At 68.1% G+C, this 13,627-nt stretch carries 12 protein-coding genes; 3 read left to right on the top strand and 9 right to left on the bottom strand.

Translation table 11 applies throughout. The features are described from left to right. Positions 1–150: 150 nt before the first annotated feature. Positions 151–549: a protease inhibitor I42 family protein gene (locus tag ACIGKL_RS05860; protein ID WP_397485749.1), complete on the top strand. Its 399-nt coding sequence runs from the start codon at positions 151–153 to the stop codon at positions 547–549. Between the two features lie 248 nt (positions 550–797). Here the strand turns inward: ACIGKL_RS05860 and ACIGKL_RS05865 are convergent, their stop codons facing one another. The 3 genes from ACIGKL_RS05865 to ACIGKL_RS05875 form a co-directional block, all read right to left on the bottom strand. After that, entirely contained in the window at positions 798–1,559 is a 762-nt protein-coding gene (locus ACIGKL_RS05865) for an ABC transporter permease (protein ID WP_397485750.1), read from the bottom strand. After that, positions 1,556–2,485: an ABC transporter ATP-binding protein gene (locus ACIGKL_RS05870; RefSeq protein ID WP_397485751.1), complete on the bottom strand. Its 930-nt coding sequence runs from the start codon at positions 2,483–2,485 to the stop codon at positions 1,556–1,558. The genes ACIGKL_RS05865 and ACIGKL_RS05870 overlap by 4 nt, the downstream gene beginning before the upstream one ends. A gap of 71 nt (positions 2,486–2,556) precedes the next feature. Continuing rightward, on the bottom strand, positions 2,557–3,483 hold the full coding sequence (locus tag ACIGKL_RS05875) for a LysR substrate-binding domain-containing protein (RefSeq protein WP_397485752.1): 927 nt from the start codon (positions 3,481–3,483) through the stop codon (positions 2,557–2,559). Between the two features lie 228 nt (positions 3,484–3,711). Between ACIGKL_RS05875 and ACIGKL_RS05880 the strand changes: the two genes are divergently transcribed. Both ACIGKL_RS05880 and ACIGKL_RS05885 read left to right on the top strand, forming a co-directional pair. Next, complete coding sequence (locus ACIGKL_RS05880) at positions 3,712–4,461, top strand: 3-oxoacyl-ACP reductase family protein (RefSeq protein ID WP_397485753.1); 750 nt, start codon at positions 3,712–3,714, stop codon at positions 4,459–4,461. Beyond that, positions 4,458–5,120: an NADPH-dependent F420 reductase gene (locus ACIGKL_RS05885; RefSeq protein ID WP_397486257.1), complete on the top strand. Its 663-nt coding sequence runs from the start codon at positions 4,458–4,460 to the stop codon at positions 5,118–5,120. The genes ACIGKL_RS05880 and ACIGKL_RS05885 overlap by 4 nt, the downstream gene beginning before the upstream one ends. A 131-nt stretch (positions 5,121–5,251) precedes the next feature. Here ACIGKL_RS05885 and ACIGKL_RS05890 read toward each other — a convergent pair whose 3' ends face one another. The 6 genes from ACIGKL_RS05890 to kdgD form a co-directional block, all read right to left on the bottom strand. Further along, positions 5,252–6,193 carry a 2-hydroxyacid dehydrogenase gene (locus tag ACIGKL_RS05890; protein ID WP_397485754.1) on the bottom strand — a complete coding sequence of 314 codons (942 nt, stop codon included), beginning with the start codon at positions 6,191–6,193 and terminating at the stop codon, positions 5,252–5,254. Positions 6,194–6,206: 13 nt separating this feature from the next. Then, the gene (garD, locus tag ACIGKL_RS05895) at positions 6,207–7,763 is read right to left on the bottom strand and encodes a galactarate dehydratase (protein WP_397485755.1); all 1,557 of its coding nucleotides are present in this window, start codon (positions 7,761–7,763) and stop codon (positions 6,207–6,209) included. 26 nt (positions 7,764–7,789) lie between these two features. Then, positions 7,790–9,148, bottom strand: coding sequence for an MFS transporter (locus tag ACIGKL_RS05900; protein ID WP_397485756.1), 1,359 nt, complete (start codon positions 9,146–9,148; stop codon positions 7,790–7,792). A gap of 162 nt (positions 9,149–9,310) precedes the next feature. Further along, the gene (gene gudD / locus ACIGKL_RS05905) at positions 9,311–10,660 is read right to left on the bottom strand and encodes a glucarate dehydratase (protein ID WP_397485757.1); all 1,350 of its coding nucleotides are present in this window, start codon (positions 10,658–10,660) and stop codon (positions 9,311–9,313) included. Between the two features lie 168 nt (positions 10,661–10,828). Further along, complete coding sequence (locus ACIGKL_RS05910; RefSeq protein ID WP_397485758.1) at positions 10,829–12,265, bottom strand: aldehyde dehydrogenase family protein; 1,437 nt, start codon at positions 12,263–12,265, stop codon at positions 10,829–10,831. A gap of 104 nt (positions 12,266–12,369) precedes the next feature. Then, positions 12,370–13,281: a 5-dehydro-4-deoxyglucarate dehydratase gene (gene kdgD / locus ACIGKL_RS05915; protein WP_397485760.1), complete on the bottom strand. Its 912-nt coding sequence runs from the start codon at positions 13,279–13,281 to the stop codon at positions 12,370–12,372. Positions 13,282–13,627: the final 346 nt, after the last annotated feature.

Raw genomic sequence — 13,627 nt, forward strand, 5'->3', positions numbered from 1 at the left:
CGAAGCCCAACGGAGGATCATCGGGACGCCAGGGGATCGCCGGGCGAAGCCCTTCGGCTTCCTGTTGGGCTTCGCTGCGCTCAGCGCCAACCTACCCGGCGCCTGGCCAATGCGGCTATGCTGGGCGCGTTTCGCCGACAGGAATCCGCCATGACCGCCGCCTTCCGCCTGCTGCCCCTCGCCGGCCTGGCCCTGCTCGCCGCCTGCGCGCAGAAGCCGAGCACCCAGACCCTGACCCAGGAACAGCGCAACAAATGCCCGCTGAGCCTGGACCTGGGCCAGCAACTGATCCTCAGCCTGCCCAGCAACCCCACCACCGGTTTCCGCTGGGTGCTGCGCGACGGCGCCGAGGGCGTGTTGCAGAGCCTCGGGCCCGAGGTCTACAGCAACCCGGAGGACGCCGGCCTGGTCGGTTCCGCGGGCAAATCCACCTGGCGCTTCCGCGCCAGCGAGCGCGGCGAAGGTCGCCTGCTGCTGACCTACCAGCGGCCCTGGGAAACCGAGGTGGCACCGGCCAAGACCTACGATTGCGAGTTGCGGGTGAAGTAACGGGGGCCACCCCGATTCGCCCGGTAGGAGCCGGCTTGCCGGCGATCCGACAGTTCGTGGAGATCGCCGATCAGTGGCAGGGGCTTGAGCCGCGACTGTCGCCGCTGAAGCGCCTCCCACGGGCGTTTGTCCGCCAGGATGCGCGATCCACCCTAGGCCGAGCTTCCGTTTCGCGATACGGCTGGCCCGTAGCCCGGAGGCAATCCGGGGCGCCTCCCGCCAGCGCCCCGGCGTGCCTGCCGGCGGCCTCAGCTCTTGAGCCGGTAGCCGCTCTTGAAGATCCAGCCCACCAGCAAAATGCACAGCGCCAGAAAGCCCAGGATCATCGCCAGGCTGAGGCCGACGTTGACGTCGGACACGCCGTAGAAGCTCCAGCGGAAGGCGCTGATCAGGTACACCACCGGGTTGAACAGGGTCACCGTCTGCCAGGCCGGCGGCAGCATGCTGATCGAATAGAAGGCGCCGCCTAAGAAGGTCAACGGCGTGACGATCAGCGCCGGGACTATCTGCAGCTTCTCCCAGCCGTCGGCCCACACGCCGATGATGAAGCCGAACAGGCTGAAGGTCAGCGCGGTGAGCAGCAAGAACGCCGCCATCCACACGGGATGCTGCACCTCGAAGTCGACGAACAGGCGCGCGGTGAGCAGGATGATGATGCCGAGGATCACCGACTTGGTCGCCGCCGCGCCGACATAGCCGACGAGGATTTCCAGGTAGGACACCGGCGCCGACAACAGCTCGTAGATGCTCCCGGAGTACTTGGGCATATAGATGCCGAACGAGGCGTTGGAAATACTCTCGGTAAGCAGCGCCAGCATGATCAGCCCCGGCACGATAAAGGCGCCGTAGCTCACCCCCTGCACCTGGGTCATGCTGCTGCCGATGGCCGAGCCGAACACCACGAAGTACAGCGAGGTGCTGATCACCGGGGTGGCGATGCTCTGCAGCAGGGTGCGCCAGGTACGCGCCAGCTCGAACAGGTAGATGGCCTTGATGGCATAGAGGTTCATGCGCGCGACTCCTTCACCAGGCTGACGAAGATCTCCTCCAACGAACTCTGACTGGACTGCAGATCCTTGAAGTCGATGCCGTGCTGGGCCAGGTCGCGCAGCAGCTCGGCGATGCCGGTGTGCTCGTGCTGGGCGTCGAAGGTGAACAGCAGCGCATGGCCCTGGTCGACCAGCTCCAGGCCGTAGCGTTCCAGCTCGGCCGGCACGCCGGCCAGCGGCTGCTGCAGCTGCAGGGTGAGCTGCTTCTTGCCCAGCTTGTGCATCAGCACCTGCTTGTCTTCCACCAGGATGATCCGCCCCTTGCTGATCACCCCGATGCGGTCGGCCATTTCCTCGGCCTCCTCGATGTAGTGGGTGGTGAGGATGATGGTCACGCCGCGCTCGCGCAGGCGTCGCACCATGTTCCACATATCGCGGCGCAGCTCGACGTCGACGCCGGCGGTGGGTTCGTCGAGAAACAGGATCTGCGGCTCGTGGGAGAGCGCCTTGGCGATCATCACCCGGCGTTTCATGCCGCCGGACAGTTCCATGATCTTGGCGTCCCGCTTGTCCCACAGCGACAGGTCCTTGAGCAGTTGCTCCAGGTAGGCCGGATCGGGCTTCTTGCCGAACAGGCCGCGGCTGAACTTGACCGTCGCCCAGACGGTTTCGAACACGTCGCTGACCAGCTCCTGCGGCACCAGGCCGATCTGCGAACGGGCCGCGCGGTAGTCGCGGACGATGTCCTGGCCGCCGACCAGCACCTGCCCGCTACCGGGATTGACGATGCCGCAGATGATGCTGATCAGGGTGGTCTTGCCGGCGCCGTTGGGGCCGAGCAAGGCGAAGATTTCGCCCTGGCGAATGTCCAGGTCGATGCCTTGCAGGGCGGGATGCCCGGACGCATAGATCTTGTTCAGTTGCTGAATAGAGATGACCGACTGCACGGTGAGAGTCCTTGCCTGCGGAAAAGGCACAGAGTGTAGAGCCTGACCACCCGGACAGGGCAAGCGCGGGCTCAGGAGATTGCAGAAAAACGCCGGGCCAGTTGCTGCGTCTCGAAGTGCGCGGTGAGGAAGTCGACGAAGGCGCGGGTCTTGGCCGGCAGCAGGCGCTGGCTGGCGAAGTACAGCGAGATCGGCCCGGCGTCGACATGCCAGTCCGGCAGCAGGCGCAGCAGCGTGCCGCGCTCGAGGTGCTCGGCGACGTCGGCCATGGCCAGCAGCGCCACGCCCATGCCGAGCAGCGCGCAGTGGCGCAGCGCCTGGGGATCGTCGAGCAGCAGGCGCGGGCGCAGGCTCAGCGCCGCTTCCTCGCCGCCGGCGTGACGCAGCTGCCACTGGCGCAGCTTGCCGCTCTGCCGCGAACGCATCAGCAGGCCGTCGAACTCGGCCAGTTCGCCGGGGTGCCGCGGCAGCGCGCGGCCCTGCAGATACTCCGGCGCCGCCACCGTCACCAGGTGCGCCGGGGCCAGGCGCCGCGCCACCACCCCGGGCGCCAGCTCGATGCCGCCGCCGATGGCGGCGTCGAAGCCCTCGCCGATCAGATCGACCTGGCGATTGTCCAGGTGCCAGTCCGGCAGCACCGCCGGGTAGCGGGCAAGAAACGCCGGCATCAGCGGCAGCAGATGATCGCGGGCGAAGGCCGGCGCGGCGCTGAGCCTGAGGGTGCCGGCCGGCTCGCCGGCAGCATCGCTGAGGTCGGCGATGGCCGCCTGGATGCTCGCCAGGCCGCCGCTGACGTTGCCGAGAAAGCGCTCGCCGGCCTCGGTCAGGCTCAGCCGGCGAGTGCTGCGCAGGAACAGGCGCACGCCCAGGTGGCGCTCCAGCTGGGCGACGTTGCGGCTCACCGCCGCCGGGGTCAGCGCCAGACGCCGGGCGGCGGCGGAAAAGCTGCCGAGCTCGGCGCTGCGCACGAAGGATTCGAGATTGGCCAGGCTTTCCATCGGACGGGGTTCCCGTTGCGTAGCGAGCGAGCTGTTAACGGCCTGGTGCGCATGGCGCACCCTACGACGGACCGCTTGCGTAGGGTGCGCCGCGCGCACCAAGGCCGATTGGGTGTGCAACCAATGTTCAAGTATTGCTTGAAAGTGATTATAGCCATTACACGCTACTGCGAGAAACTGCAAAGGCGTTTCATAGCCTCACCAACCCCACACACCGAGGCTCTAACCATGAACAGCACCCTCCCCCTCGCCGGCCAGATCGCCATCGTCACCGGCGGCTCGCGCAGCATCGGCGCGGCCATCGCCAAACGCCTGGCCGCCGACGGCGCCAGCGTCGCCATCACCTACAACGCCTCCCCCGAGCGGGCCGAACAGGTGGTCGATGAGATCCTCGCCGCTGGCGGCACGGCCATCGCCCTGGCCGCCGACGCCGGCGATCCCGAGGCGGTGCGCAGCGCCGTGCAGCAGGTGGCCGCGCGCTTCGGCAAGGTCGACATCCTGGTCAACAACGCCGGCATCAGCGTGCTCGGCGCCCCGCAGGAGATCGCCTTCGCCGACTTCCAGCGCATCCTCGCGGTGAACGTCACCGGCCTGTTCGTCGCCACCCAGGAAGCGCTCAAGCATATGGGCCAGGGCGGGCGCATCATCCATATCGGCAGCTCCATGGTGCAGTACGCCGCCTTCGCCACTGCCTCGGCCTACACCCTGACCAAGGGCGCGGTGGCCGGCTTCAGCCGCGGCCTGGTGCGCGACCTCGGCCCGCGCGGGATCACGGTCAACACCGTGCACCCGGGGCCCACCGCCAGCGACATGAACCCGGCCGACGGCCCGGTGGCCGACTTCGTCCGCCCCCATATCGCCGTCGGCCGCTACGGCGAAGGCCACGACATCGCCGGCGCGGTGGCCTACCTGGCCAGCCCGCAGGCGGCCTTCGTCACCGGCGCCGAACTGCTGGTGGACGGCGGCTTTACCGCCTGAGCCACTGCCCCTCGCGTAGCCCGGATGCAAGCCGGGCTCAGCCAACCTTCAGGAGGTTTTATATGAATATCGCCATCATTGGCGCCGGCGCCATCGGCACGGCCATCGCCCAGGCCCTGGCGGGCGCCGGCATCGACGTCGCCATCGCCAACAGTCGCGGGCCGGACAGCCTGGCGGCACTGGTCGAGCGACTCGGCCCCAGGGTCCGGGCGGTGAGCCGCGAAGAGGCGGCCCGCGCCGACCTGGTGTTTCTCGCGGTCAACTGGTCGAAGCTGGCCGGCGCGGTGGAAGGTCTCGGGCCCTGGCACGGGCGCATCGTCGTCGACGCCAACAACCCCATCGAGGCGCCGACCTTCCAGGCCGTCGACCTCGGCGGCCGCGCCTCCAGCGCGGTGGTCGGCGACCTGCTGCCTGGCGCGCGCCTGGTCAAGGCCTTCAACCACCTGCAACCGGCGCTGCTGGCCAGCGACCCGCAGGCCGAGGGCGGCCGCCGCGTGCTGTTCGTCTCCGGCGAGGACGCCGCGGCCAAGGCCACGGTGGCCGCGCTGATCGAGCGCCTGGGCTTCTTCGCCCTCGATCTGGGCGGCAGCGAACAGGGCCGCCTGGCGCAGTTCCCCGGCGGGCCGCTGCCGGCGCTGAATTTGGTCAGGTTCGCCTGAACGCCAGGCAGGAAAAAACCCGGCGCGCTTGTGGCGCGCCGGTGCTGCAGGTGAGGTTGAGGAAGAAGCGGCCGCAGCGCTTGTGGCGTTGCGGCGATAAGCGTGGCGACGGGCGCCGTCACGCGAATGGGTTACAGCGGCGTCAGCAGTTGGCCGCTGGCGATAAAGCAGCGCAGGTTATCGAGCACCAGATCGGCCATCTGCTGGCGGGTCTCGACGCTGGCGCTGCCGACGTGCGGCAGCAGTACCAGGTTGTCCAGCTCGCGCAGGGCGAGCGGTACCTGCGGTTCGTGTTCGTAGACGTCCAGACCCGCGCCGGCAATCACACCCTTTTGCAACGCCGCGATCAGCGCCGCCTCGTCGACCACCGAGCCGCGCGCGACATTGATCAGAAAACCATCGGCCCCCAGCGCTGCGAGCACCTCGGCATCGATCAAATGATGGGTGGCCTGGCCGCCTGGGCAGGTCAGCACCAGGAAATCCGCCCAGCGCGCCAGCGCCTGTAGATCCGGCTCATGCTGGTAAGGGCTGCCCTCGACCGCACGGCGGTTGTGGTAGCGCACCGGCATGGCGAAACCCGCCGCCCGCCGCGCCAGCGCCTCGCCGATGCGGCCGAGGCCGACTATGCCCAGACGCTTGCCGCTGACCCGCCGCGCCAGTGGGAAACCCGTGGTGCTGCTCCAGGCGCCGCTGCGCACGAAGCGGTCGGCCGCCGACAGGCGCCGCGCGCTGTCGATCATCAGGCCCATGGCCAGGTCGGCCACGCAGTCGTTGAGCACGTCCGGCGTGGTGCTGAGGGCAATGCCACGCTCGCGCAGCAGCTGCAGCGGATAGGGGTCGTAGCCGACACCGAAACTGCAGATGGCACGCAGATTCGGCAGCAGCGCCAGCTGCTCGGCGCTGCAGCCGAAACGTGCCGAGGACACCATGTAGAGGAACTGCCCGCCCCGCTCGCGCAGGAACGCCAGCGGCTCGGCCTGTTGCCACAGCGCACTGACCTCGTATTCCTCGGCCAGCTCGCGATTGAAGCGCTCGCTCAGCGGGCCGATCTGCAGCACCTTGGGTTTGCTCATGACGATCTCCCGTTCAGGTCACCGGCGCCGGGTTGAACAGCACCAGGTCGTTGTGCAGGCGCAGCTGTTCGGCGCAGGTCTGCTGGCGACCGCTGGCCACGTCCAGATAGAGCTGGAAGATATGCCAGCCCATTTCCTCCAGGGTCATGCGCCCGGAGAGGATCTGCCCGGCGTCGACGTCGATCAGGTCCGGCCAGCGCTCGGCCAGTTGGCTGCGCGTGGCCACCTTGATCACCGGCACCATGGCCAGGCCATAGGGCGTGCCGCGGCCGGTGGTGAAGATATGCAGGTTCATCCCCGCCGCCAGTTGCAGGGTGCCGCAGATAAAGTCGCTGGCCGGCGTGGCGCAGAACCACAGGCCCTTGCCGCGAATGCGCTCGCCCGGGGAGGCGACGCCGGCAATCGGGCTGTTGCCGGACTTGGCGATGGAGCCCATAGCCTTCTCGACGATGTTGTTCAGCCCGCCCTTCTTGTTGCCCGGCGTGGTGTTGGCGCTGCGGTCGGCCATGCCGCGCGAAAGGTAGGCATCGTACCAGTGCATCTCGCGGATCAGCGCATCGGCCACCTCGACGCTGGCGGCGCGCGGGGTGAGCAGATGGATGCCGTCGCGCACCTCGGTGTTCTCGGAGAACATCACGGTGGCGCCGGCGCGCACCAGCAGGTCGGCCGCCACGCCCAGGGCCGGGTTGGCGGTGATACCGGAAAACGCATCGCTGCCGCCGCACTGCATGCCGACCACCAGCTCGGAGGCCGGCACCGTCTCGCGGCGACGCCGGTCGAGCACCTTCAGGCGCTCCTCGATCATGGCCATGATCTGCTCGACCATGCCGGCGAAGCCGCTGGCGGAATCCTGCAGGCGGAACAGCCAGTCCTCCTCGTCCATGCCGTTGGTCAGCTGATCGCCATCCATCAACTGGCTGGCCTGCAGTTTCTCGCAGCCGAGGCTGATCACCAGCGCCTGACCGCCGAGGTTGGGGTTGCGGCTGATGTTGTACAGGGTGCGGATCGGCACCACCGCGTCCGGCGCGTTGATCGCCACGCCGCAGCCATAGCTGTGCGACAGCGCCACCACATCGTCGACGTTGGGGTAGTTGGGCAGGAGTTCCTTGCGCACGCGCTCGACCACGTGATCGAGCACGCCGACCACGCACTGCACGGTGGTGGTGACGCCGAGGATATTACGGGTGCCGACGCTGCCGTCCGGGTTGCGGAAGCCCTCGAAGCTGTAGCCTTCCAGCGGCTCGCCGGGCGCGATCTTGATGGTCGCCTTGGGCAGGTTGTCCAGCACTGGCGGCGCGGGCATGCGCAGCACCTGCTCGGTGACCCAGCTGCCGGCGGCGATGGGTTTCAGCGCATAGCCGATGACCTCGCCATAGCGCACCACCTCGCCACCTTCGGCGATATCGACCAGCGCCACCTTGTGGCTCTGCGGAATGCCCTCGATTGCTTTCAGGCCATCGTCAAACTGGCCGCCGGCGGCGACACCCTGGTCGTTGACCACCACGCCGACGTTGTCGCTCGGGTGCAGGCGGATATAACGGGGCGAATCCTGATGGGGAATCAACTGCATGGATGCGTGCTCCTCTTGTTGTGCGTTCAGGATACCGAGTCGCTCGCCGCCAGGCGGGCAGCGCTGCCCCCGCCCGGCTGCGACGGCAGCTCGATCCTGTGAATGGGGCCGACGATAAACAGAAAACTCGCCACCGCCAGCAGGGCGTTGACGCCGACATAGACCAGCGCCCAGTCGAAGGAGCCGGTGCGGCTGACCAGGTAGCCGATGACGATCGGCGTGGTGATCGCCGCCAGGTTGCCGAAGGTGTTGAACAGCCCGCCGGACAGGCCGAGGATCTGCCGCGGCGAGGTATCGGCCACCAGCGTCCAGCCCATCGAGCCGAGGCCCTTGCCGAAGAAGGCCAGGGCCATCAGCGCCACCACCGCCGCATCGCTTTCGGCATAGATGCACAGCACCATGCAGCTCGACAGCAGCAGGCCGACGACTATGGGCAGCTTGCGCGCCAGGGTCAGCGAATGGCCGCGGCGCAGCAGGCCGTCGGACAGCAGGCCGCCGAGCACGCCGCCGATGCAGCCGGCAATCGCCGGCAACGCGGCGGCGAAACCGGCGCCGAGGATGCTCATGCCGCGCGCCTGCACCAGGTACACGGGAAACCAGGTGAGGAAGAAATAGGTGATGGCGTTGTTGCAGTACTGGCCGAAGTACAGCCCGACCAGGCTGCGCTGGCCGAGCAGCAGACGCAGGTGGCGCCACTGCGGGCCGGCGGCGCGCGCGCCGTGGGATTCCAGGTCGATCAGGCCGCCGCCGTTTTCGATATGGGCCAGCTCGGCCGCCTGCAGGCGCGGATGTTCGCGCGGGCCGTGCAGGCCTTTCAGCCACCACAGCGACAGCGCCAGGCCCAGGCAGCCGAGCACGACGAACACCGACTGCCAGCCCAGGGCGTGCACCACCCAGCCCATCAGCGGGGCGAACAGCGCGGTGGCGGCATACTGCGCCGAACTGGAGATGGCGGTGGCCGTGGCCCGCTCGGCGGTGGGAAACCAGGCGGCGAGGATGCGCGCGTTGCCGGGGAAACAGGGCGCCCCGGCGAAACCCACCGCCAGGCGCAGGAGGAACATGGTCGCCACCGCCCAGGCCGCCGGCAGCACGTCGACGAAGCCCTGCAGCAGGGTCAGCAGCGACCAGGCAAACAGCGCCAGGCTATAGACCGGCTTGGTGCCGAAGCGGTCGAACAGCCAACCGCCGGGAATCTGCCCGAGCACATAGGCCCAGCCGAAGGCCGAGAAGATATAGCCGAGCATCACCGCGTCGATGCCCAGGTCCGCCTGCAGCGCCGAGCCGGCGATGGACATGCTGGAGCGGTCGGCGAAGGTGACCGTGGTGACCAGAAACAGCATCAGCAGGATGCTGTAGCGCACCCGGCCGGGTTTGGCGGCTGGCATCGGCAAGGCTCGTTAGTTAAAAGGAAAGGCTCAGCCCATAGGGCGGGCCGGGCGGCGTTCCGCTTCAGCCCACCAACGGCGGTCAGCCCGTAGGGTGGGCTTCAGCCCACCATTAATCAGCGTGGGCTGAAGCCCACCCTACGGGACGGCGCCAGGCCTGACTCAGCGCACCAGGCAGGGCTTCTTGTTATCGAAGCTCCAGCCCGGAATCAGGTACTGCATGGCCACCGCATCGTCGCGCGCGCCCAGGCCCTTGGCCCGGTACAGCTCGTGCGCCTTGGCCAGCGCGTCCCAGTCCAGCTCCACGCCCAGGCCCGGGGTCTTCGGCACCTGCACCAGGCCGCCTTCGATGCGCAGCGGGTTGCGCGTCAGGTACTGGCCGTCCTGCCAGATCCAGTGGGTGTCGATGGCGGTGATCTGGCCCGGCGCCGCGGCGGCGACGTGGGTGAACATGGCCAGGGAGATGTCGAAGTGGTTGTTCGAGTGCGAGCCCCAGGTCAGGCCCCAGTCGTGGCACATCTGCGCCACCCGCACCGAGCCGGCCATGGTCCAGAAGTGCGGGTCGGCCAGCGGGATGTCCACCGATTGCAAGGCGATGGTGTGGCCCATCTGCCGCCAGTCGGTGGCGATCATGTTGGTCGCCGTCGGCAGGCCGGTGGCGCGCTTGAACTCGGCCATCACCTCGCGGCCGCTGTAGCCGTTCTCGGCGCCGCAGGGGTCTTCGGCATAGGCCAGCACGCCGTGCAGGTCGCGGCACAGCGCCACCGCCTGCTTGAGCAACCAGCCGCCGTTGGGGTCGAGGGTGATGCGCGCCTCGGGGAAACGCGCGGCCAGGGCGCGAATCGCCTCGACCTCGGCTTCGCCCTGCAGCACGCCGCCCTTGAGCTTGAAGTCGTTGAAGCCGTAGCGCGCATGCGCCGCCTCGGCCTGCTGGACGATGGTCTCGGGGGTCAGCGCGGTCTGGTTGCGCACCCGTGCCCAGGCGTCGTCGGCATCGCGTTCGTCGCGGTAGCCCAGATCGGTCTTGCCCTTGTCGCCGACGAAGAACAGGTAGCCGAGCATCTCCACCGCGTCGCGCTGCTGGCCTTCGCCGAGCAGGGCGGCCACCGGCACGCCGAGGTGCTGGCCGAGCAGATCGAGCAGCGCCGACTCCAGTGCGGTGACGGCGTGGATGGCGATGCGCAGGTCGAAGGTCTGCAGGCCGCGGCCGCCGACGTCGCGGCCTTCGAAGGCGCGGCGCGCCTGGTTGAGCAGCGCGTTGTAATTGCCGACCGGCTGGCCGAGCAGCAGCGCGCGGGCGTCTTCCAGGGTCTGGCGGATGGCTTCGCCGCCCGGGACTTCGCCGACCCCGACGTGGCCGGCGCTGTCCTTGAGAATAAGGATGTTGCGGGTGAAGTACGGGCCGTGGGCGCCGCTCAGGTTGAGCAGCATGCTGTCCTGGCCGGCGACCGGCACCACTTGCAGTTCGGTGATCAGCGGGGTGCCGACGCCGGCAGTATTCTGTGAACTCATGACCGTTACCCTGTTGTTGTTGTGCGGGTTGTAACCCTGTGGCGTAAGGCCGTAGCCCGGATGCAATCCGGGGAATCGACTCCCGGATTGCATCCGGGCTACGACCGGGATAGCGCTGTAGGGTGGATCGATAAAGCGTGATCCAGCCTACGCGGCTGACACCCGGCATCAGCCGATATAACTGGTCTTCACCGTGGTGTAGAACTCCGCGGCGTAGCGGCCCTGCTCGCGCGGCCCGTAGGACGAGCCTTTGCGGCCGCCGAAGGGTACGTGGTAATCCACCCCGGCAGTGGGCAGATTGACCATGACCATGCCGGCCTGGGCGTGACGCTTGAAGTGGTTGGCGTATTTCAGCGAGGTGGTGGCGATACCGGCGGACAGGCCGAACTCGGTGTCGTTGGCCATCGCCAGCGCCGCCTCGTAGTCGGCCACGCGCACCACGTTGGCCACCGGGCCGAAGATTTCCTCGCGGCTGATGCGCATCTCGGCGCTGCTGCCCGCAAACAGCGTCGGCGCCAGGAAGTAGCCTTCGGTGTCGCAGGTGACCAGGCCGCCGCCGGCGATCAGCTCGGCGCCTTCGCCGCGACCGATCTCGATATAGCGCAGATCCTGCTCCAGTTGCGCCTGCGATACCACCGGGCCGATGTCGGTGCCGGCCTTGAGCGCGTGACCGACCTTGATCGAGGCCATGCGCGCGGCCATCGCCTCGACGAAGCGGTCGTGGATGCCGGCGGTAACGATCAGCCGGCTGGAGGCGGTGCAACGCTGGCCGGTGGAATAGAAGGCGCTCTGCACCGCCAGCTCCACGGCCACCTTGAGGTCGGCGTCGTCGAGCACGATCTGCGGGTTCTTGCCGCCCATCTCCAGCTGCACCTTGGCGCCGCGGGCGACGCAGGCGGCGGCGATGCCGCGACCGACGCCGACCGAGCCGGTGAAGCTGATGCCGTCGACGCGCTGGTCGCCGACCATGGCCTCGCCGACCACGCGGCCGCTGCCCATCACCAGGTTGAACACGCCTTCGGGGAAGCCGGCGCGGGAGATGATCTCGGCCAGCGCCCAGGCGCTACCGGGCACCAGGTCGGCGGGCTTGAACACCACGCAGTTGCCGTAGGCCAGGGCCGGGGCGATCTTCCACGCCGGGATGGCGATGGGGAAGTTCCACGGGGTGATCAGGCCGATCACGCCGAGCGGCTCGCGGGTCACTTCCACCGACACGCCGGGGCGCACCGAGGGCACGATCTCGCCGTTCAGGCGCAGGCACTCGCCGGCGAAGAACTTGAAGATATTGCCGGCGCGGGTCACCTCGCCGACGGCCTCGGGCAGGGTCTTGCCCTCTTCGCGGGCGAGCAGCTCGCCGAGCTCCTGACGACGGGCGAGGATCTCGCTGCCGACCTTGTCCAGCGCGTCGCTACGCGCCTGGATGCCGGAGACCGACCAGGCCGGGAAGGCGGCGCGGGCCGCGGCGATGGCCTGATCGACCTGGGCGGCGTCGGCCTTGGCGTACTCGCCGATGGCATCGGCCAGATCCGACGGGTTGATATTGCGCGAGTAGTCGCTGCCGGCGACCCACTGGCCACCGATGTAGTTGTCGTAACGCTTGCTCATGATCCCTCCTAGCTGTTGCGGGCCGTAGGGTGCGCTATGCGCACCAGCCGTTCGGCATTTTTCATCGGTGCGCACGGCACACCCTACGGCGGGCGTTCGGCGGCTTACTGCGCGCCCTGGGCTTCGATCAGCCTGGCCAGCGCTTCGTACTCGTCCGGCAGCAGGTCGGTCAGCGGCGCGCGCACCGGGCCGGCGTCGTAGCCGACGATCTTGGCACCGGCCTTGACGATGCTCACCGCGTAACCGGCCTTGCGGTTGCGGATGTCCAGGTAGGGCAGGAAGAAATCGTCGATCAGCTTGCCGACGGTGGCATGGTCTTCGGCGGCGATGGCCCGGTAGAAGTTCATCGCGGTCTTGGGGATGAAGTTGAACACCGCCGAGGAATACACCGGCACGCCCAGGGCCTTGTAGGCCGCGGCATAGACTTCCGCGGTGGGCAGGCCGCCGAGGTAGGTCAGGCGCTCGCCGAGGCGGCGACGGATCGACACCATCAGCTCGATATCGCCCAGGCCGTCCTTGTAGCCGATCAGGTTCGGGCAGCGCTCGGCCAGTTGCTCCAGCAGGCTGGCATTGAGGCGGCAGACGTTGCGGTTGTAGATCACCACGCCGATCTTCACCGACTTGCACACCTGCTCGACGTGAGCGGCGACGCCGTCCTGGGAAGCTTCGGTGAGGTAGTGCGGCAGCAGCAGCAGGCCCTTGGCGCCCAGACGCTCGGCTTCCTGCGCCATCTGGATGGCCACGCGGGTCGGGCCGCCGACGCCGGCCAGGATAGGTACGGACTTCTCGCAGGTATCGACGGCGGTCTTGATCACCGCGCTGTACTCGTCCGGCGCCAGGGAGAAGAACTCGCCGGTGCCGCCGGCGGCGAACAGCGCGGAAGCGCCGTAGGGCGCCAGCCACTCGAGGCGGCGCACGTAGCCGGCCTGGTTGAAATCGCCGGCCGCGTCGAAATCGGTGACCGGAAAGGACAGCAGGCCGGAGGAGAGGATGGACTTCAGTTCTTGTGGATTCATTATGCGAACACCCTGTAGAGCGAGTTGTGAGAAATAGCGTCAGCCGCAGCTGTAGAGATACGTTATCGTACAACACCAAAAAAAACACCAGTTTTTCGTACCGCTCGTCCGCGAGCCTTCCCCCAGCCCCTGCCGCCTGATCGGGCAACCCCCGCCACAGCGGGCGGATCAGCGATCCAGGGACGTTCTGAACAAGCCGTTTATCGGCACTCCCGCGAAGGCGGGAGCCCAGGTACTACGCAGGTTCTGGATTCCCGCCGGCGCGGGAACGACGGCTATTTCAGCGTTGCCCAAGAGCCGGGCAGACCGCCAGGGACAGCGGCCGAGGCGGCGCCCGCCAGGCGCC

Source organism: Pseudomonas sp. NPDC077186 (genome assembly GCF_044543505.1).
Classification (GTDB): Bacteria; Pseudomonadota; Gammaproteobacteria; order Pseudomonadales; family Pseudomonadaceae; genus Aquipseudomonas.